The 17,102-nt window shown below is 32.6% G+C and carries 22 protein-coding genes; 20 read left to right on the top strand and 2 right to left on the bottom strand.

What is annotated here, in order from left to right; all coding sequences use genetic code 11:
* Nucleotides 1-123 precede the first annotated feature (123 nt).
* The 8 genes from acs (at nucleotide 124) to QLS65_RS13060 (ending at nucleotide 7,610) form a co-directional block, all read left to right on the top strand.
* Complete coding sequence (gene acs / locus QLS65_RS13025; RefSeq protein ID WP_099716340.1) at nucleotides 124-2,031, top strand: acetate--CoA ligase; 1,908 nt, start codon at nucleotides 124-126, stop codon at nucleotides 2,029-2,031.
* Between the two features lie 146 nt (nucleotides 2,032-2,177).
* A complete protein-coding gene (locus QLS65_RS13030; protein WP_282718278.1) occupies nucleotides 2,178-3,308 on the top strand; it encodes an NAD(P)/FAD-dependent oxidoreductase in 1,131 nt (376 codons plus the stop codon).
* Nucleotides 3,309-4,022 carry a methyltransferase domain-containing protein gene (locus QLS65_RS13035; RefSeq protein ID WP_282718280.1) on the top strand — a complete coding sequence of 238 codons (714 nt, stop codon included), beginning with the start codon at nucleotides 3,309-3,311 and terminating at the stop codon, nucleotides 4,020-4,022.
* Nucleotides 4,019-5,071, top strand: coding sequence for a type III polyketide synthase (locus tag QLS65_RS13040; protein ID WP_282718282.1), 1,053 nt, complete (start codon nucleotides 4,019-4,021; stop codon nucleotides 5,069-5,071). The genes QLS65_RS13035 and QLS65_RS13040 overlap by 4 nt, the downstream gene beginning before the upstream one ends.
* A gap of 2 nt (nucleotides 5,072-5,073) precedes the next feature.
* The gene (locus QLS65_RS13045) at nucleotides 5,074-5,508 is read left to right on the top strand and encodes a 3-hydroxyacyl-ACP dehydratase FabZ family protein (protein WP_282718287.1); all 435 of its coding nucleotides are present in this window, start codon (nucleotides 5,074-5,076) and stop codon (nucleotides 5,506-5,508) included.
* Nucleotides 5,509-6,780: a beta-ketoacyl-[acyl-carrier-protein] synthase family protein gene (locus QLS65_RS13050; protein WP_282718292.1), complete on the top strand. Its 1,272-nt coding sequence runs from the start codon at nucleotides 5,509-5,511 to the stop codon at nucleotides 6,778-6,780.
* Between the two features lie 53 nt (nucleotides 6,781-6,833).
* Nucleotides 6,834-7,091, top strand: coding sequence for an acyl carrier protein (locus QLS65_RS13055; RefSeq protein ID WP_282713003.1), 258 nt, complete (start codon nucleotides 6,834-6,836; stop codon nucleotides 7,089-7,091).
* A 27-nt stretch (nucleotides 7,092-7,118) separates the two neighbouring features.
* A complete protein-coding gene (locus tag QLS65_RS13060; RefSeq protein ID WP_282718294.1) occupies nucleotides 7,119-7,610 on the top strand; it encodes a 4'-phosphopantetheinyl transferase family protein in 492 nt (163 codons plus the stop codon).
* An 8-nt stretch (nucleotides 7,611-7,618) separates the two neighbouring features.
* On the opposite strand, the gene QLS65_RS13065 is transcribed toward QLS65_RS13060, so the two are convergent.
* Nucleotides 7,619-8,215, bottom strand: coding sequence for a 3'-5' exonuclease (locus tag QLS65_RS13065; RefSeq protein ID WP_282718296.1), 597 nt, complete (start codon nucleotides 8,213-8,215; stop codon nucleotides 7,619-7,621).
* A 2-nt stretch (nucleotides 8,216-8,217) separates the two neighbouring features.
* Nucleotides 8,218-10,134: a DUF294 nucleotidyltransferase-like domain-containing protein gene (locus QLS65_RS13070; RefSeq protein WP_282718298.1), complete on the bottom strand. Its 1,917-nt coding sequence runs from the start codon at nucleotides 10,132-10,134 to the stop codon at nucleotides 8,218-8,220.
* Between the two features lie 185 nt (nucleotides 10,135-10,319).
* On the opposite strand from QLS65_RS13070, the gene QLS65_RS13075 reads away from it, so the two are divergent.
* From QLS65_RS13075 to QLS65_RS13130, 12 genes are all read left to right on the top strand, one after another.
* Nucleotides 10,320-10,826: a DUF2911 domain-containing protein gene (locus tag QLS65_RS13075; RefSeq protein ID WP_282718300.1), complete on the top strand. Its 507-nt coding sequence runs from the start codon at nucleotides 10,320-10,322 to the stop codon at nucleotides 10,824-10,826.
* 147 nt (nucleotides 10,827-10,973) lie between these two features.
* Nucleotides 10,974-12,191: a hypothetical protein gene (locus QLS65_RS13080; protein WP_282718301.1), complete on the top strand. Its 1,218-nt coding sequence runs from the start codon at nucleotides 10,974-10,976 to the stop codon at nucleotides 12,189-12,191.
* On the top strand, nucleotides 12,188-12,385 hold the full coding sequence (locus QLS65_RS13085; RefSeq protein ID WP_282718303.1) for a hypothetical protein: 198 nt from the start codon (nucleotides 12,188-12,190) through the stop codon (nucleotides 12,383-12,385). Before QLS65_RS13080 ends, QLS65_RS13085 begins: the two co-directional genes overlap by 4 nt.
* A 2-nt stretch (nucleotides 12,386-12,387) precedes the next feature.
* Nucleotides 12,388-12,612 carry a hypothetical protein gene (locus QLS65_RS13090; RefSeq protein ID WP_282718305.1) on the top strand — a complete coding sequence of 75 codons (225 nt, stop codon included), beginning with the start codon at nucleotides 12,388-12,390 and terminating at the stop codon, nucleotides 12,610-12,612.
* A 647-nt stretch (nucleotides 12,613-13,259) separates the two neighbouring features.
* The gene (locus QLS65_RS13095; protein WP_282718306.1) at nucleotides 13,260-13,979 is read left to right on the top strand and encodes a hypothetical protein; all 720 of its coding nucleotides are present in this window, start codon (nucleotides 13,260-13,262) and stop codon (nucleotides 13,977-13,979) included.
* A 4-nt stretch (nucleotides 13,980-13,983) separates the two neighbouring features.
* The gene (locus QLS65_RS13100) at nucleotides 13,984-14,493 is read left to right on the top strand and encodes a hypothetical protein (protein ID WP_282718308.1); all 510 of its coding nucleotides are present in this window, start codon (nucleotides 13,984-13,986) and stop codon (nucleotides 14,491-14,493) included.
* The gene (locus tag QLS65_RS13105; RefSeq protein ID WP_282718310.1) at nucleotides 14,487-14,678 is read left to right on the top strand and encodes a hypothetical protein; all 192 of its coding nucleotides are present in this window, start codon (nucleotides 14,487-14,489) and stop codon (nucleotides 14,676-14,678) included. Before QLS65_RS13100 ends, QLS65_RS13105 begins: the two co-directional genes overlap by 7 nt.
* Nucleotides 14,679-14,683: 5 nt before the next feature.
* A complete protein-coding gene (locus QLS65_RS13110; RefSeq protein WP_282718311.1) occupies nucleotides 14,684-14,902 on the top strand; it encodes a hypothetical protein in 219 nt (72 codons plus the stop codon).
* 97 nt (nucleotides 14,903-14,999) lie between these two features.
* On the top strand, nucleotides 15,000-15,152 hold the full coding sequence (locus tag QLS65_RS13115; RefSeq protein ID WP_282718313.1) for a hypothetical protein: 153 nt from the start codon (nucleotides 15,000-15,002) through the stop codon (nucleotides 15,150-15,152).
* A complete protein-coding gene (locus QLS65_RS13120; RefSeq protein WP_282718315.1) occupies nucleotides 15,145-15,696 on the top strand; it encodes a hypothetical protein in 552 nt (183 codons plus the stop codon). The genes QLS65_RS13115 and QLS65_RS13120 overlap by 8 nt, the downstream gene beginning before the upstream one ends.
* 234 nt (nucleotides 15,697-15,930) lie before the next feature.
* Nucleotides 15,931-16,473, top strand: coding sequence for a hypothetical protein (locus QLS65_RS13125; protein ID WP_282718317.1), 543 nt, complete (start codon nucleotides 15,931-15,933; stop codon nucleotides 16,471-16,473).
* A 2-nt stretch (nucleotides 16,474-16,475) separates the two neighbouring features.
* Nucleotides 16,476-17,039 carry a hypothetical protein gene (locus QLS65_RS13130; protein ID WP_282718322.1) on the top strand — a complete coding sequence of 188 codons (564 nt, stop codon included), beginning with the start codon at nucleotides 16,476-16,478 and terminating at the stop codon, nucleotides 17,037-17,039.
* Nucleotides 17,040-17,102: the final 63 nt, after the last annotated feature.

The following is a 17,102-nucleotide window of genomic DNA, read 5'->3' on the forward strand; positions in this document are numbered from 1 at the left end:
ATTAAACAAATTAGTATTAAAAGTGCTTTTTTATTTGGGAATCTATTTTTTTTAGCAAGTATTTATGATTTAAATAATTTTAAGAATAGCGAGAGATTTAATACTTTTATAAAAAATTATAACATGAGCTACTACAAAATTGAAAATTTAGAACAATATTTTAAACATTACAATAAATCAGTTCGTGAACCTAGAAAATTTTGGGGTAAAATAGCAGAAGAAAATTTCACTTGGTACCAACAATGGGATAAAGTTGTCGAATTTAATATGGCTGATGCCGATATCAAATGGTTTACCGAAGCAAAAGTAAATATTGTAAAAAATTGCATTGACAGGCATCTTGCTAAAAGAGGAGAAAAAACAGCAATTATTTTTGAACCAAATGATCCAACAGAAGCTGCACTACATATTACTTATAATGAATTGCACCAACGTGTTTGTAAAATGGCAAACGTATTGCGTGAACAAGGCATAAAAAAAGGAGATAGAGTTTGTATTTATTTACCAATGATTCCTGAATTAGCGGTTTCAGTATTAGCTTGTGCCAGAATTGGAGCGATACATTCGGTTATTTTTGCCGGATTTTCGTCTACAGCTGTAGCCACTCGTATCAACGACAGTGAATGTAAAATGGTTATCACTTCAGATGGTGGTTTCCGCGGTAACAAAACCATTGATTTAAAAGAAATCGTTGATGAAGCATTAGAAAAATGTACTTCTGTAGAAAAAGTTTTAGTAGCCAAAAGAATTCATACCGATATTAATATGAAAGAAGGTCGTGACCAATGGTTGCAACCCCTTTTAGATCAAGCATCTGATAACAATGTTGCTGAAATTATGGATGCCGAAGACCCATTGTTTATACTGTACACTTCTGGTTCAACCGGTAAACCAAAAGGAATGGTGCACACTACCGCAGGGTATATGGTGTACACCGCTTATACTTTTAAGAATGTTTTCAATTATGAAGAAAACGATGTTTTTTGGTGTACTGCCGATATTGGTTGGATTACCGGACATTCCTACATTCTTTATGGTCCATTATTAAATGGAGCAACAACAGTAATTTTTGAAGGAGTTCCTTCGTATCCTGATTTTAGTCGTTTTTGGGAAGTAATCGAAAAGCACAAAGTGACACAGTTTTATACTGCACCAACTGCTATTCGTGCTTTGGCAAAAGAAAATATAGAATTTGTACAAAAATATCCATTGAAGTCGCTTAAAGTAATCGGATCTGTTGGTGAACCAATAAATGAAGAAGCTTGGCACTGGTACAACGACCACGTCGGTGATAAAAGATGTCCTGTAGTAGATACATGGTGGCAAACAGAAACAGGAGGAATTATGATTTCGCCTTTGGCATTTGTCACACCAACAAAACCTACGTATGCAACTTTGCCATTACCGGGAGTTCAACCGGTATTAATGGATGAAAAACGCAATGAAATAGAAGGAAATCAAGTAGTTGGTAGTTTATGTATTAAGTTTCCATGGCCAGGAATTGCCAGAACTATTTGGGGCGATCACCAACGGTATAAAGACACTTATTTCTCTGCTTTTCCAGGTAAATATTTCACTGGTGACGGTGCTTTGCGTGATGAAGTAGGATATTATAGAATTACCGGTCGTGTAGATGATGTGGTAATTGTTTCAGGTCATAATCTTGGAACAGCACCAATAGAAGATGCGATTAATGAACATCCAGCTGTTGCAGAATCAGCAATTGTAGGTTTCCCGCATGACATAAAAGGTAATGCTTTATATGGTTTTGTTATCCTTAAAGAAACTGGAGAAACAAGAAACAAAGCAAATCTGGCTAATGAAATTAATCAACACATATCTGATCATATTGGACCAATTGCTAAATTAGATAAAATTCAGTTTGTTTCTGGTTTACCAAAAACCCGCTCTGGAAAAATTATGCGAAGAATCCTTAGAAAGATTGCCGAAGGAGATTATTCAAACTTTGGAGATATAACAACTCTTTTAAATCCTGAGATTGTAGAGGAAATAAAAGAAGGAAAATTATAAATTAATTAAAAGCCGTTTGAATAAAACGGCTTTTTTTTTGAACAGAAAATATAAAATTATCGCTTATTTCATATCGAATAATTATGTAAGTTTTATATGAAATAATATAGTTGCTTTCTCAAACAAATCCATAAATTTACTTCTATATGAAAAATAAAGAAGTTTTAATTATTGGAGGTGGTTTAGCAGGATTGACTGCAGCGATTCATTTGTCCAAAATTGGACTTCAGATTACTGTAATTGAAAAAAATGAATTCCCAAAACACAAGGTTTGTGGCGAATATATATCTAACGAGGTCTTACCTTATCTCAATTGGTTGAATTTAAACATAGCCAATTTAAATCCTACAAATATCACACAACTTGAATTTTCAACAGCAAGCGGAAAAACCATTAAAAGTGTTCTGCCTCTTGGCGGTTTCGGAATTAGTCGTTTTGCTTTAGATGAATATTTATATAAAAAAGCACTTGAAAACGGATGTAAAATTCTTCAAGACAATGTAGAAAATATACAATTTGAAGACAATCAATTTATAGCTACGACTGCTAAAAAAACTATTTTAAAATCGGAAATAGTTATTGGTGCATTTGGAAAACGTTCTAACATTGACCAAAAATTAAATAGAGATTTTATTCAAAAAAAATCATATTGGCTAGCTGTTAAGGCTCATTATTCGGGAGATTTTCCAAATAATAGCGTTGGTCTTCATAATTTCAAAGGAGGATATTGTGGTGTTTCTAAAGTCGAAAAGGATATGATTAATATCTGTTATTTAGCAGATTACGAGACGTTTAAGCGGTTTAAAAATATAGAGGAATATCAAAAAATTGTGGTTTCAGAAAATCCACATTTGAAAGTAATTTTAGAAAATAGTAAATTGCTTTTTGAAAAACCTTTAACCATAAGTCAAATATCTTTTGATAAAAAACAAGCTGTAGAAAATCATATTCTAATGATTGGCGATACCGCGGGACTCATTCATCCATTGTGTGGAAACGGTATGGCAATGGCAATTCATAGTGCTAAAATTGTTTCAGAATTAGTGGAGAAATATTATAACAACGAAATTAAATCCAGAAATGAACTTGAGGAAAAATACATTGAGGAATGGAATTTTAATTTCAAGAAAAGACTCAAAATGGGTCGGTTGTTATCGAATCTTTTGCAAAAGCAAAAACTTTCAGCTATATTGATGCGTATATTAATTATATTTCCATTTTTATTATCTAAAATCATAAAAAAAACGCACGGAACCCCAATAACTCTAAATTCATAAATGTTTCTAAATACCAAATTCAGAACCGATACACTTGAAACGATGGATGATTTTGCCATGGAAGGAGAAATCTTGCGTGATGCATTGGATAAAATAGCTAAAATCAATCAGCTTTTAGGAGGGAACCAGCTAACTTTACAAGGCGTTCAGGATTTGACAAGTAGTATTTCAAAATCAAATGAAATTGTAATTGTAGATGTAGGTTGCGGAAACGGTGATATGTTGCGGACTTTAGCTGATTTTGGATTGAAAAATAAGCTGAAATTCCAGTTAATAGGCATCGATGCCAATAGTTTTACAATTAGTCATGCACAACAATTATCTCAAAACTATCCTAATATTAGCTATCGTTGTGAGGATATATTTGATGCATCATTTAAGGAATTAAAATATGATATTGTGCTGTGTACTTTGACATTACATCATTTCAAAGACAAAGAAATTGTTGATTTATTAAGCGTATTTTATGCGAATTCAACTATTGGAATTGTTATTAATGATTTACAGCGAAGCGCAATTGCTTATCGATTATTTCAAGCATTGTGTTTTGTGTTTCGATTGAATGAGATGTCTCGTGAGGACGGATTAACTTCAATTTTAAGAGGTTTTAAAAAAGAAGAACTGATTCATTTTTCTAAAAAATTAAGTTTTAAGAACTATAAAATTCATTGGAAATGGGCTTTTCGATACCAATGGATAATTTCTAAAATATGAGTGTAAAAATCAAAACAGTAACAAAACAGTTACCAAAATATTCCAGAACAACTGAAGAAATCATTCCTTTTTTGGATGCCTGGCTCGTTGGGCAAGACGAACGTTTCATTAGAAAAGTAAAGAAAATTTTTGAAGGAGCCGCGGTTGATAAACGGTATTCCATCATGGATCCGATTGAAGTATTTACCAAAACTTCTTTTGAGGAAAGAAACGATATTTATGTTCGTGAAGTGATTGATTTAGGGGAAAAAGTTTTAGAAAAAGCCTTGAAAAAAGCGAACTGGAACCCTGAAGATTTAGATTATATCATTACGGTAAGTTGTACTGGAATCATGATTCCGTCACTAGATGCCTATTTGATTAATACATTAAAATTACGTCAGGATATTGTGCGACTTCCAGTTACCGAAATGGGTTGTGCAGCAGGAATTTCAGGGATTATTTATGCTAAAAATTTCTTGCAGGCAAATCCCGGAAAACGGGCTGCCGTAATTGCTGTTGAAAGCCCAACGGCCACATTTCAATTGGATGATTTTTCGATGGCGAATATAGTAAGTGCTGCAATTTTTGGAGATGGAGCAGCTTGCGTTTTACTTTCTTCACATGAAGACGATGAAGGTCCGGAAATTTTAGCGGAGCAGATGTATCATTTCTATGATAATATTCACATGATGGGTTTTAAACTCACCAATTCTGGACTGCAAATGGTTCTGGATATTGAAGTTCCGGAAACGATTGCTTCTCATTTTCCGGATATTATTCATCCGTTTTTAGAAAAAAACAATCTAAAAATGGAAGATATTGATCATTTAATTTTTCATCCCGGAGGAAAGAAAATCGTTCAAACGGTTGAAGGTTTATTTTCTAATTTGGGTAAAAATATAGATGATACTAAAGAAGTTTTGCGTTTGTATGGAAATATGTCAAGCGCAACTGTTTTATATGTTTTGGAAAGAATCATGGACAATCAGCCTAAAAAAGGAGAAAAAGGATTGATGTTGAGTTTTGGTCCGGGTTTTTCAGCGCAAAGAGTTTTGCTAAAGTTTTAACAATGGAGAGTCAAAAGATTATATCTAAATTACCGTATTCTAAGCCGTTTTTATTTGTGGACGAAATAGTCCAAATCAATGAAAATGGAGTGGAAGGAACCTACACTTTTGATGAAAACCTTGATTTTTATAAAGGACATTTTAAAGATAATCCAATAACACCAGGAGTGATTTTGACGGAAGTTATGGCGCAAATTGGATTGGTTTGTTTAGGAATTTTTTTATTAGATGATTCATTTAATACAACTACTTCAATCGCCTTAACATCAAATGAAATAGAATTTTTAAAACCTGTTTTTCCTAAAGAAAAAGTGACCGTTATTTCAGAAAAAATATACTTTAGATTTGGGAAATTGAAATGTAAGGTAAGAATGAAAAATGAAAAAGGAGAAGAGGTTTGTACAGGAATAATCGCAGGAATGGTAATTTCTAAATAAATGAAAAAACGTGTCGTAATTACTGGTCTTGGTGTTGTTGCTCCAAATGGAGTAGGACTTGATGCGTTTACACATGCCATCAAAAACGGAATTTCGGGAATCAAGCACGACGCTGAGTTGGAACGATTGCAGTTTTCTTGCCAAATCGCTGGAAAACCAGAGATTTCTACTGAATTAGCATTAAAATATTTTTCTGAATTAGAGTTAAGAAACTTCAATTCTACTGGGATTTTATATGGTGTAATTGCTGGAATTGATGCATGGAAAGATGCTGGTTTATCGTTGGAAATAAATGAAGAACCAGATTGGGACAGCGGAACTATTTTCGGTACCGGAACTTCTGGAATTGATAAATTTCGCGAAAGCATTTATAAAATAGATGATTTTCAAACAAGAAGATTAGGCAGCACCGCCGTGGCTCAAACAATGAATAGTGGTGTGAGTGCTTATCTGGGAGGGAAATTAGGATTAGGAAATCAAGTCTCCACTAATTCTTCTGCTTGTACTACTGGAACCGAAAGTATTTTGATGGGTTATGAAAGGATAAAATCAGGACAGGCAAAACGCATCTTGGCAGGAAGCACAAGCGATTCGGGACCTTATATTTGGGGTGGCTTTGATGCTATGAAAGTTTGTACTTTTAAGCATAATGAAAATCCAGAGCAAGGCTCAAGGCCAATGTCTGCAAGTGCTTCAGGATTTGTTCCGGGAAGTGGAGCAGGAGCTTTAGTTTTAGAAGATTTAGAAAGTGCAATTGAACGAGGAGCTACAATTTATGCTGAAGTTTTGGGTGGGAATATAAATTCTGGCGGGCAACGAGGTTTAGGAACTATGACTGCTCCAAATCCTATTGCTGTGCAGAAATGTATTCAAAATGCTATTATTAATTCTGGAATTTCTGCTGATGAAATCGATGCGATTAATGGACATTTGACCGCCACATCCAAAGACAGTCTGGAAATTAAGAATTGGAGTGAAGCATTGGGAAGAAAAGGAAAAGAATTTCCATTTATAAATTCCTTGAAATCAATGGTAGGTCATTGTTTATCGGGAGCGGGAAGTATTGAAAGTGTGGCTTCAATACTGCAATTGTATCACGGATTTATTTTTCCGAATATCAATTGTGATGATTTGCATCCTGAAATTACAGCAATAATTGATGAATCCAGAATTCCTAGACAATTGATCGAAAAGGAATTAAATATAATTGCAAAGGCCAGTTTTGGTTTTGGAGATGTGAATGGATGCATAATTTTTAAGAAATACATTTAGTCACATAATGTCAGGTAATTTTGAATTCAATGCATTAAAAAAAAGCAAAAAATATGAATAAAGAACAAACAATAGAAGAATTAAAAAATATAGTAAAGCCGTATATTCAAAATCAAGAAGCTTTTGAAATGCTTACGGAAGATACTGATTTCATCAATGACTTAAAGATTAATTCTGCTAATTTAGTAGATGTTATTTTAGATATTGAGGAGAGATATGATATTGTAATTGATAATGAAGCTATGGAGCGTATGGTGAACGTAAAGTCAGCATTGGAAATTATTGAAACTAAATTATCAGAGAAAAATTAGTGAATCAGCTGAAAAAAAGTCTGTAAAATGATTGGAAACGATATAGTAGATTTGGCTTTAGCCAGAAAAGAAAGCAATTGGAAACGAAACCGGTTTTTAGATAAAATCTTTACTGCAAAAGAACAATTACTCATTGTTGATAGCCAAAATCCTGAAATAATGGTTTGGAATTTATGGTCTCGAAAGGAAGCTGCTTATAAAATATACAATCGAGAAACTGGAATTAGAGGGTATTTTCCTTGGCAACTGGAATGTAGTTATGAAAATGAAATTTCGGGTTCAGTTTCAATAAAAGGAAAAACTTATTTTACTAAAACGATAATTTCTAAGGAATTCGTACATACGATTGCAGTAGTGAAAAAAGATAATTTTGATACCGTCAAAAAATTAAATTCAAACGACACCATTATAAAATCGAATGGAATTCCTTTTATAATTGATGAGCAGACTAAATTGATCAAACCAGTATCCATAAGTCATCACGGTCGATTTTGGGAAGGAATTACTCTGATTGATTAGAATAAATATTATTTTATTCCCAGCCTTGATTTTAATTTTAAGAATAATAATGCCGTTTTATACGCATCTTCCGCAGATGAATTTCGATCACTTTTAGGAATATTATATACCGCGCAAAGTTCATCAAGAGAAAATTGTTTATCATTAATATCATGCAGTTTTCTATGCATAATATCAACATCTAGAGCTTCGTTTTTCAATCTCCCACAGTCAAGTCGTTCTAATGCAGCATTGATCATTTCTACATCAAAATCAATGTGATGACCCACTAAAACAGCATTCCCGATAAACTCTATAAATAATTTTATGGCTTCGGCTTCGCCAAGTTTTTTCATTTTGCTTTCCACCAAAAATTCATTTGAAAGACCGTTATCATGAAGAAACTTGTATTGTAGCAACACAGCCTCGAAACTATCCCCGATAACTATACTATTATCGATTACAGAAAAAGAACCAATAGATAAAATAACATCTTTAAGAGGATTCAAGCCGGAAGTTTCTGTTGACAAAACAACAAATCGGCTTGATTTCTTATCAAATTTAGAAAGATAGGTTTTCCAAAATTCTGGATATTCTTTATTAATACTTTTTAACCAGTCTAACATAATTATGAAAATTGAGTAAGTTGAAATTTATTTTTTATTAATTCTTCCAATTCTCTCATAGGAGCCAAAGCATTCTTTAATTTTTCCTTATCAATTTTTGATAATTCATTCAAATTTATAAATTGACCTGAATTATCATTTTTTAAGCCTTCTAAGGTTCTAAATTTTGATAAAATCAAAAAGGCTTCAGCACAATTAAGGTAAATTTCAGCATGTTTAGGATCTGCAATTGCTAACTGCTTGAATCGCTGAAAGGTGTTGTTGATTCCTCGAATATCAAAATTTAAGGTAAACAAACGAGCACCATCAATCAATGGCATCAAAGCACGTGTTTTTATATCAAATTTATCTTTGTTTGGACCTTCTTCTTCCACAATGAAATTTTTGAAAAAAGTTAGTGGTGAATTTTTTCTCAAAGCATCGTTTCCTAAGAAATCAAAGAACAGAGTGTTGTTTTTTGCATTTTTAAAAACAACATTTCCAATAGCATCTTCGATTCTTTGTTCTCCAAAAGTGATTTCATAATCAAAGAAAATACTGCTTAAATCATTGCTATTTTCACCTGGAGTATTCATCCAGCTGTCGTATTGTTTTGTCCAGTCAGTCAGTGATTTACACCAAAGCATATTGCTTCCCATATGCCCGTTTGGACATAATTCATAACCAATTTTTTCAAGCGTAGCTGTTGTTCGTTTTCCAAGTTTAAGGAAATAATCTTTTACCTCACGATATTTATCAGCCGAAACGTCTTCGAAAATTAATATACTGTCCTGATCGGTTAATAATAGTTGTTCTTTTCTTCCTTGACTTCCAATACTTAGCCAGGCAAAACGGGCAGGAGGTGAGCCTAAATCTAAAATGGATAACTCTACAGAACGTTTAATTATTGCTAAATTAATTTCGCTGGCAATATTAAAAACGTGAGAAAGCGGTATGTTTTTAGAAATAGATGTTTGAATCAAATCTGTTAAACGTTCTCGAATTTGTTTTAATTCTTTCGGATTTTGGGAACGCTTAATTTCTTTAATTAAAACACCTGGATTATTTGCTTGCGCAACTATCAAATCATGTTCAGAAATAACTCCTTTTACATCAGATTTATCAGTTCCATCCTGTGTTACACATAAATGGGTCACATTATGTTTCAACATAAGCAGTTGAGCTTCGGCCAAGGAAACATTTTCCACAACAGTAATAACGGGAGATGACATTATTTTATCTATTGAAACGGTTACAGGGAATCGACCGGTTGCAATTTTGGAACGCATATCACTGTCAGTCACAATTCCGATTGGAAAATTATTGTCACAAACGATAACATTGTTTTTTAATGTTTCAGTCATTAACTGAGCAACTTCTTGCGCAATTGCAGTAATAGTTGTTTTTAATGGTGAAATAGTATAGGATAATGATTGAAAATATTGCATTTCCGACTGCTGGTCAGAATAGAAAACATTGTCAGAGATAAGTTTGCCTCTTAAATTTTCTTTGTCATTTGGATTTCGCGTATTTGTTGCAAAACTCTCCAGCAAAAAGTTTAGAACTTCTGAATTATTCACCACAAAAGGACGAAAAGTAGCGATTGGTATAGCATAAACAATGCTTTCTTCTCTAGCTTTGGCCGTCATCATGTAATTATTCTTGGCAAAAAAGGGACGTAAACCAAAAATATCACCTTCATGACACTTATTTAATAAAGTTTCTTCAGAATCTGAAATCACAGATAAATTGATAGTACCTGAAGCAACAACATAAAAACTGTCATGCAAAACATCATTAATTTGGAATAATGTTTTATGTTTTTCTAAATTTACAACGCGAATACTTGTAGCTATTTCGGATAACTCCTCAAATGTCAAATGATTAAATGGTGGATATTCCTTTAAAAAATCGGCAATGTGCTCAGCAATTGTATTCATAAGTTGGTCAAATAAATGGTGTATTGTTTGTAAAAATAATAAAATAATAAATCATAATACCGTCATTACAGCAGTAAAACAACTAATTTATAAACTTCATAATATTTTCTTAAAATTAAGGGGAATTATGCTAAATTAAATGAAGTTATTTTATTTTTATGAGCAAAACTAAATCATTTTAAATTATGAGATTACTTAAAAAAATTCACCATTTGCTTATTGCATTTTTGATTATTAATTCTTTAAATGCCCAAGAAAAACCAACCAGCACAAAAGAAGTGGTTACTGGAAAAATTAATGGCGCTACAATTACAATTAATTATGGAAGTCCATCAGTCAGAGCAAGAGAAATTTGGGGTAAATTGGTTCCGTTTAATCAAGTTTGGCGTGCAGGTGCAAATGATGCAACAACTTTTGAAACCGACAAAGAAATTACTGTTGAAGGATCAAAATTACCTGCAGGAAAATATTCTTTTTTTGTTTTACCAAATGACAATGAATGTATCATAATTTTCAATAAAGAAGCTAAACAATGGGGAGCTTATAAATACAAAGAAAAAGAAGATCAACTAAGAGTTACAGTTAAGCAAAAAGTTGCAAAATCTAAAGTTGAAAAATTAGCGTATACAATTGATAAAAATACTATTACTTTGAGTTGGGATAATTGGGATATTCCAGTTTCTGTAAAATAAGTTTCTTTTAAATTATAAAACAGCATCACCAATAGGTGATGCTGTTTTATTTGGTTGAATATGTAATTACAAATATTTAACAATAAATTCTATTTTACATAATATAAATTATAGTGCATTACTATATTTTATCTATTTGACGCTCAATTGTTTAACTATAATAATTATTATATGTTTAACACTGGCTTAATAGATTCGTTAAAAATTCGGGTAAAATTAGACAAAGTTCAGATACTTGATAAACGTTTAATAACTGATTTTATCGCTTATTATCCTACACTAGATGCACTTGATCAAAATACAGGAGAAATTAAAGAAGATTTAGAATGGTCTCAATGCTTGGGAGATAATTACAAGAAAGCTGAGCCATTTGTAAAAATCATAAACGGTATAACTTACCGTATCTATATCAAAGCTTTTATAGATGGCAAAAAAACTGTACACGAATACGTAGTATTTCAGATTTCCGCAAAAATGCTTAAAGAAAAGTATTTCGAAGGAATCACCTCAAAAAATTATTCTTGTATTGTAGACGATATAAATTCATTTGGAGTACTTAAGATTTCAAAAAAAGCTTTTTTAGATGGCTTGGTTTCTGATATTGATATTTGTATCAATCAGTTAATCGACCTTAAAAGCTTAAAGACTGCATTCGCATTCATCATTCAAAATCCTAACGAAGGTAAAAAACCGTTAATGCATTACATTAACCAAACTACCCACGTAAAACAAACTTTTGATTTAGAAATACAAGAAAACGAACCCGTATTTAAAAGTACTAAAGGTTCTAATCTTGGTATGGATTTCAACAAAAGAGAAAAAGCCTCAAATACTGCCCCTTACTGTAAAATCTATCATAAAGGATTTGAATTACTTTCAAAGTCAATAGTTTTTTATAAAGCTTATCTAGAGCCTATGAGAGCGTCAGTAATTGACAACCTAGTACGTTATGAATTTACAATCAAAGCACATAAACACAAAGAGTATTTAACCTCAAAAGGCTTTAAAGCAGATTTTAAAACTCTTTTTGATTTATTGAGTGCCAACCCGAAAGATTTAAAATTAATCGCTCAATCTGGACTAAAACACTATATCGAACCAAAAAACAAAGCTAACGTACAAAAAGAGCAAAGCCCTACAGATGTAATGTTACAGTATTATATATCTCAATTAATTCTAGCTGGTTATGATACTGAAAAATTACTTGGTTTCGAGTACTTCATCGATTGTCCTGTAGCGAAATCAAGAAGCAAATCCAAAGCAAAAAAGCTTATAGATGATATCAAGCATAGAAACAAAAATATCAAAACTAAAATCGAAGAAAATGACCGCTCAAACAACTTTTTAAAAAATTTAGGAATATGAATGAAATAAGAGAAATTATCGTAGAAGATTATTTAGAAGTACCATTTGAAAAATATCTACATAGTAAAGGATTTGTTTTTAGTAAACAATTAAAACGTTGGTTTCATAATGACAAATGCATTGTATATCACTACAGTTGTGATGTATGGGTTTCTATCGATACTTTACACTGGCTTAATGAACAAAAAAAATAATTATGAAAAAAATACTTCTCGAATTTACAAATGAAGAATATTTGTATAACATTTTAACCGCTCAAAACGCATTAAAAAAACTGATACTAAAGGAAAAATTATTAAAGTCATCATCTTTTCTAAAATCTATCAGAATAGTTATAAATAGAGTAAAAATAATAGCTATTAGAGAACATATTTCTACACTAAGAAAATACCAAAAAATCAATCAAAAACTAACCGCCTAAAACAGGCAAAATCCCGACTAATGATAGTCGGGATTCATTTAACATTTTTGTTAATCCAATATTCTAAAAATTATGACTCAAAACTGCGAAAATTGCGCCTCATTCGATGGAACAAAACACGAGAATGACAATCGAACAAAACACGCTGGAATCTGCTTTAAATGGTCTCAGATTGTATTTAGAAATGAAACCTGTAAACAGTTCTTTTCAAATCAAAATAAAACAGAAACTGAGGTCTTCCCTCCTTTGCTTGATATTTCAAAATTGCCACCAGCAAACCAGCTTGCTTTTTTTTAAATTATTCAATTATTATATAAACAAAAAAGGGAGTGTCTCACCACTCCCCTATTAATAAACCAATGTTATGACCTCTCAAAAAGTATACACCGATTTACAAAAAATTACAAGTAAAGATATTGAAACTCTTCTAATATCAATATCAAATAAAACCGCTCAGCAATATTTGACTGATATCAAAAAGGAATACGATTTAAAAATAGTACTCTTTCAGCACTTCAAAAAGTACTTTAAAATAACTGAAATTCCCTCATTATCCCCTAAAAATACTTAGTACCCTAAAAGCCGATATTCTCGGCTTTTATTATTTCAAAATTTGTGCCAGTAAATCACTAATTAAAATGAAATAAATGGAAATTTTTAACTCGCAAGGTAAAAACATCACTAAAAGTGGGGTTCTCGTTCAAAACAAGTCAATAGGCTCTTTGATTGTTTCCCTTTCTCTAGATGTTGAAGCTCTTACTACAGAGCAAATTAAAGTAGAGGTTGAGAAGTTGACAGGAAATGAAGAAATTACAAAAGGCTTTATGTCTTTGGCTGATTTCATCTATATGACAACATTCAACGCTGATGCTATTACAAGTGATGCAAACTTTAAAACAACTGCTCAGTGCGAAATCTGCGAAGATGGTTCGATTGAGTTAGGTGATAAGGATGTCATCAAAATCGAATTAACAGGTTTGAAAACCGCTGAAACTTATGTTATCAACGGAATTGAAGAACCTCAAACTTCAAGAAAAACGCTTTCTTTTTCAAATAAGTCAATGGGCTCGGATGACAAAAGTAAAGTATTTGATGTAGTTGATTGTGATATTGTCGTATTGGACAACTCCGAGGACATCGAAGAAATCGCATACACATATGCAAACAAAGTTGTTGTAAAATACACTTTACATGAATTGAGGGTGTTGTCTCGTGCTATCGACCCCGTTGCATACATCAAACAGGATGGAACTGTTAAAGCTTCTTTTGCTAATAAAATTCAATTACCTCTTTTCGGAGTTGATTCGATTGAAGTTAGAAAAGTACAAGGCTCAATTGTTAACCTATTGGTAAGATACGAAGCTTAAGCCTATGTCTATATTCACGAAAATAGGTAAGGCAGTAAAAAAGGGAGTAAAACAAATCTCCCTTAAAAACTTAGTAAAGGTTGGTACTCCGTTCCTTTCAATGATTCCATTAGTAGGCGGACAAGTTCAGCAAACTATTGAGGGCGTTTCTGCTTCTGCTGAAGCAAAAAAACAAGCCAAAATAGCAGAGGCACAAGGTCAAGCAGAATTAGCAAAAGCGTATCAAGCCCAAGCCGATGCACTCGCTCAAACTGCAGGTCAAAATGTAGGTCAACAGGTAGGAACCGTCTTTAATGCCTTTGCAAAAGGCGCAACAAAAGAAGCTACTGCTCAGATATCTACAGGTGCAAAAGAGGTTGCTGGTAATATAGGTGCAGATTTAGCTGACGAAAGTATTAAAAGCTGGATTAAAAAGCACATGACCGCTTTAATTGTTGCTGGTGTTGCTCTCGTTGCTGGTGTTGTTATTTGGTGGCAAAAATCAAAATCAAAACCAAAGAAAAAAGGATGGTAAAGCCTTTAATCGGTACTGTAGGAATCGGTTTAATTGAGGGGGTTGACTCTATCCCCTCAGTTAATGGAACTACCGATATAATAAAGATAGTTGTTCAAGTAGTCCTTGCAATAGCTTCTTTATATAAAATGTTCAAAAAACCAAAAGAGGTTATCAGTAACCAAAATGTACAACCAATTAGTTAAAAACTATGTCAAATTATAAAGCAAGAATAACAAACGATCGTTTCGGAAATCCTTATCAAGTTATAGGGTGTAAAGACAAAAAAGGAACAGGATTCAGCAAAGGATACATTGAATTAGGCGGTAAGCTATACAAGCTTGAACCAAGTAAAGCCACAAAAGACGGTGTTGAAGTTTGGATTAAAGTTACCCAAGTCAAAAAGCAACCACAAAACGCAAGTATGTAAAATCAAAAAAACCTTTATAATCAAGCGTGCAGGGCTAACAAGCGTAAAAGGAATCCTGTAAATGCTGTCTTAAAGGTTTTTTTAAAAAACCCAAAAAATGAACAAAGTAAACGGAATCATAAACGGTCTTAAATTCGTGTTGAAATACGGTGTTTATATCACTGCAATTATTACTATAGTAAAATTCGCAATAGATACTTTTGAAGCAATAGAACAAAAAGACGCTCCAAAAACTCTAGAAAATGAGTAAATCATTCTTAAACAGTCACGCTGTGAGGGGATTAAGGAACAACAATCCTGGCAACCTTAAAAGGACTAAAGACGCTTGGCAAGGTAAGATTCCATTCCCTCAGAGTAAAGACGCAACTTTCGAGCAATTCAAAGAGATAAAATTTGGTATTCGTGCAATGTTGAAAGACTTAATACACGATATCAATAAAGGTAAAAACACAGTTAACGCCTTAATCAATGAATATGCACCATCTAGCGAGAACGATACAAAAGCCTACATTCTAAACGTTTGTAAAACGTTAGGAGTTCAGCCAAATCAAAAGCTTACAACGATAAACAGTAAGTTTCTTGTAATACTTGCTCGAGCAATAATGAAAGTCGAATTAGGTGCTTCTCATACATTGGTAACTGACGCAGATATCAATGAAGCTTTACAGATTCTCGGAGAAGTTTCAACGCCTCAGTTAACTGTCACAATCAGCAAAAATAAATACAAGCCTTTAATCCCAGCTGTGGTGTTTCTCCTTGTTTTTTTTTGTTCAATTTTTACAACAATAATTTAAATAAATCTAAAAAATCCTTATGGAAAAATTAAAAACTTTCGCAATGGTGCATCAAGCACAAATTTTAGCAGTTCTAACACTTGGATTACTTGTAGTAGCTTACAAAGTATTCGTTCCAGCAAAGCGTTAAGATGCCTTATTTATTACCACTATTAGCACTATGGCGAGAGATGAAAATTCTTTCGCTATTGGCTTTTCTAGTACTATTGTATTTCGTTTCAAAAATATTTAAAGATGATAAAGAACAACCAAAATAAATCAAATGTCGCAACTCAATCAATAGAGTTTTTAAAAAAATACTGGCTATTCATTACAGCTTTATTAATTGGAATACCTTACCTAAAAAGGTATATGGATGAACAAGCCGAAAGAACTAGACAAGCACAAGCACAAAATAAACTCGATGGCGTAAAAGCTGATATAATCATAAAAAAAGAAACTCAATTTGTAACTAATCTAAACCCATTGACGCAAACGCAAAGGAGATTAAAAATTACAGCTTCTAAGGATTTACATGCAGCGTCGCAAAGTTTAAGCGCTCACTTCGGAGTATTGTATTCTGACAAAGGAAATTGGTATGATTTTCTTAATCCAAAGGGATGGACAGAAAACGATACAGAGATTAGAAAAGTTTTAGTATTGTATCGCAATTACTTCGACAAATTAGAAAAACTATACTATGAAGTAGATACTAATTCTAGGAGTTTGAGAAAAGATATACTCGAACTATTAGACCCTGACGAATTAAAATATCTACGCAAATATTTAAAAATATAACTATGCAAAACAATTCTTTTTTAGTTGCTTACAACAAAAATAATCAACTAAGTTACCACGATTTAGACTATGATAATTTAAATCAAGGTGGGTCAACTTGTATCCCACTATATGAGGATTTAATTTTTACAGCTGTTTTCATAGCTGGTAAAAGGGTGCTTTATCCAACTACTGAGCAAGAAACTAATTTTTTTAACATCTTTACCCAGCAGGAGCGCTATCTAATTGCATCTGAATTTTTTGACTCCGATTTAATCAAAAATCAAGATTACAGAACTCAAAATACTGCTTTCTGTCCAAGCTTTCTACCTCCGCCCTCTTTTGATGTCATAATCACCAATGTTGATGCCTACGGGGTTACTTTTACAGGAGGTGATGAAGTTAGAGTTTATAGAAGTTTTGATGGTGTAAATTATCAAGAAGTAGGCTCACAAGGTCCAAGTGATTATCAAAGAACTAACTATCAGCCAAACAATCCGGATTGTTACTTTAAACTTTCTAATGTTACTAGAACTTTGTATTCTCCGGTTTATCATTACATCCCAGCTGGAGGAGATAGCTTGTAGTAAAATAAATTTTTAAATTCAAAAAAATATGTATATTTGTCGAAACTTCAACGAGAGAATTAA

The sequence above is a fragment of the Flavobacterium algoritolerans genome, from assembly GCF_030010385.1.
GTDB classification, from domain to species: Bacteria; Bacteroidota; Bacteroidia; order Flavobacteriales; family Flavobacteriaceae; genus Flavobacterium; species Flavobacterium algoritolerans.

What these genes read in the sequence shown, in the direction of transcription:
- QLS65_RS13045 (WP_282718287.1), top strand. Translation starts at nt 5,074, where the DNA reads ATGGAGAGTCAAAAGATTATATCTAAATTACCGTATTCTAAGCCGTTT.
- QLS65_RS13100 (WP_282718308.1), top strand. Translation starts at nt 13,984, where the DNA reads ATGTCTATATTCACGAAAATAGGTAAGGCAGTAAAAAAGGGAGTAAAA.
- QLS65_RS13065 (WP_282718296.1), bottom strand. Translation starts at nt 8,215, where the DNA reads ATGTTAGACTGGTTAAAAAGTATTAATAAAGAATATCCAGAATTTTGG.
- QLS65_RS13035 (WP_282718280.1), top strand. Translation starts at nt 3,309, where the DNA reads ATGTTTCTAAATACCAAATTCAGAACCGATACACTTGAAACGATGGAT.
- QLS65_RS13030 (WP_282718278.1), top strand. Translation starts at nt 2,178, where the DNA reads ATGAAAAATAAAGAAGTTTTAATTATTGGAGGTGGTTTAGCAGGATTG.
- QLS65_RS13105 (WP_282718310.1), top strand. Translation starts at nt 14,487, where the DNA reads ATGGTAAAGCCTTTAATCGGTACTGTAGGAATCGGTTTAATTGAGGGG.
- QLS65_RS13130 (WP_282718322.1), top strand. Translation starts at nt 16,476, where the DNA reads ATGCAAAACAATTCTTTTTTAGTTGCTTACAACAAAAATAATCAACTA.
- QLS65_RS13075 (WP_282718300.1), top strand. Translation starts at nt 10,320, where the DNA reads ATGAGATTACTTAAAAAAATTCACCATTTGCTTATTGCATTTTTGATT.
- QLS65_RS13125 (WP_282718317.1), top strand. Translation starts at nt 15,931, where the DNA reads ATGATAAAGAACAACCAAAATAAATCAAATGTCGCAACTCAATCAATA.
- QLS65_RS13115 (WP_282718313.1), top strand. Translation starts at nt 15,000, where the DNA reads ATGAACAAAGTAAACGGAATCATAAACGGTCTTAAATTCGTGTTGAAA.
- QLS65_RS13050 (WP_282718292.1), top strand. Translation starts at nt 5,509, where the DNA reads ATGAAAAAACGTGTCGTAATTACTGGTCTTGGTGTTGTTGCTCCAAAT.
- QLS65_RS13110 (WP_282718311.1), top strand. Translation starts at nt 14,684, where the DNA reads ATGTCAAATTATAAAGCAAGAATAACAAACGATCGTTTCGGAAATCCT.
- QLS65_RS13070 (WP_282718298.1), bottom strand. Translation starts at nt 10,134, where the DNA reads ATGAATACAATTGCTGAGCACATTGCCGATTTTTTAAAGGAATATCCA.
- QLS65_RS13085 (WP_282718303.1), top strand. Translation starts at nt 12,188, where the DNA reads ATGAATGAAATAAGAGAAATTATCGTAGAAGATTATTTAGAAGTACCA.
- QLS65_RS13120 (WP_282718315.1), top strand. Translation starts at nt 15,145, where the DNA reads ATGAGTAAATCATTCTTAAACAGTCACGCTGTGAGGGGATTAAGGAAC.
- QLS65_RS13040 (WP_282718282.1), top strand. Translation starts at nt 4,019, where the DNA reads ATGAGTGTAAAAATCAAAACAGTAACAAAACAGTTACCAAAATATTCC.
- QLS65_RS13060 (WP_282718294.1), top strand. Translation starts at nt 7,119, where the DNA reads ATGATTGGAAACGATATAGTAGATTTGGCTTTAGCCAGAAAAGAAAGC.
- acs (WP_099716340.1), top strand. Translation starts at nt 124, where the DNA reads ATGAGCTACTACAAAATTGAAAATTTAGAACAATATTTTAAACATTAC.
- QLS65_RS13095 (WP_282718306.1), top strand. Translation starts at nt 13,260, where the DNA reads ATGGAAATTTTTAACTCGCAAGGTAAAAACATCACTAAAAGTGGGGTT.
- QLS65_RS13090 (WP_282718305.1), top strand. Translation starts at nt 12,388, where the DNA reads ATGAAAAAAATACTTCTCGAATTTACAAATGAAGAATATTTGTATAAC.
- QLS65_RS13055 (WP_282713003.1), top strand. Translation starts at nt 6,834, where the DNA reads ATGAATAAAGAACAAACAATAGAAGAATTAAAAAATATAGTAAAGCCG.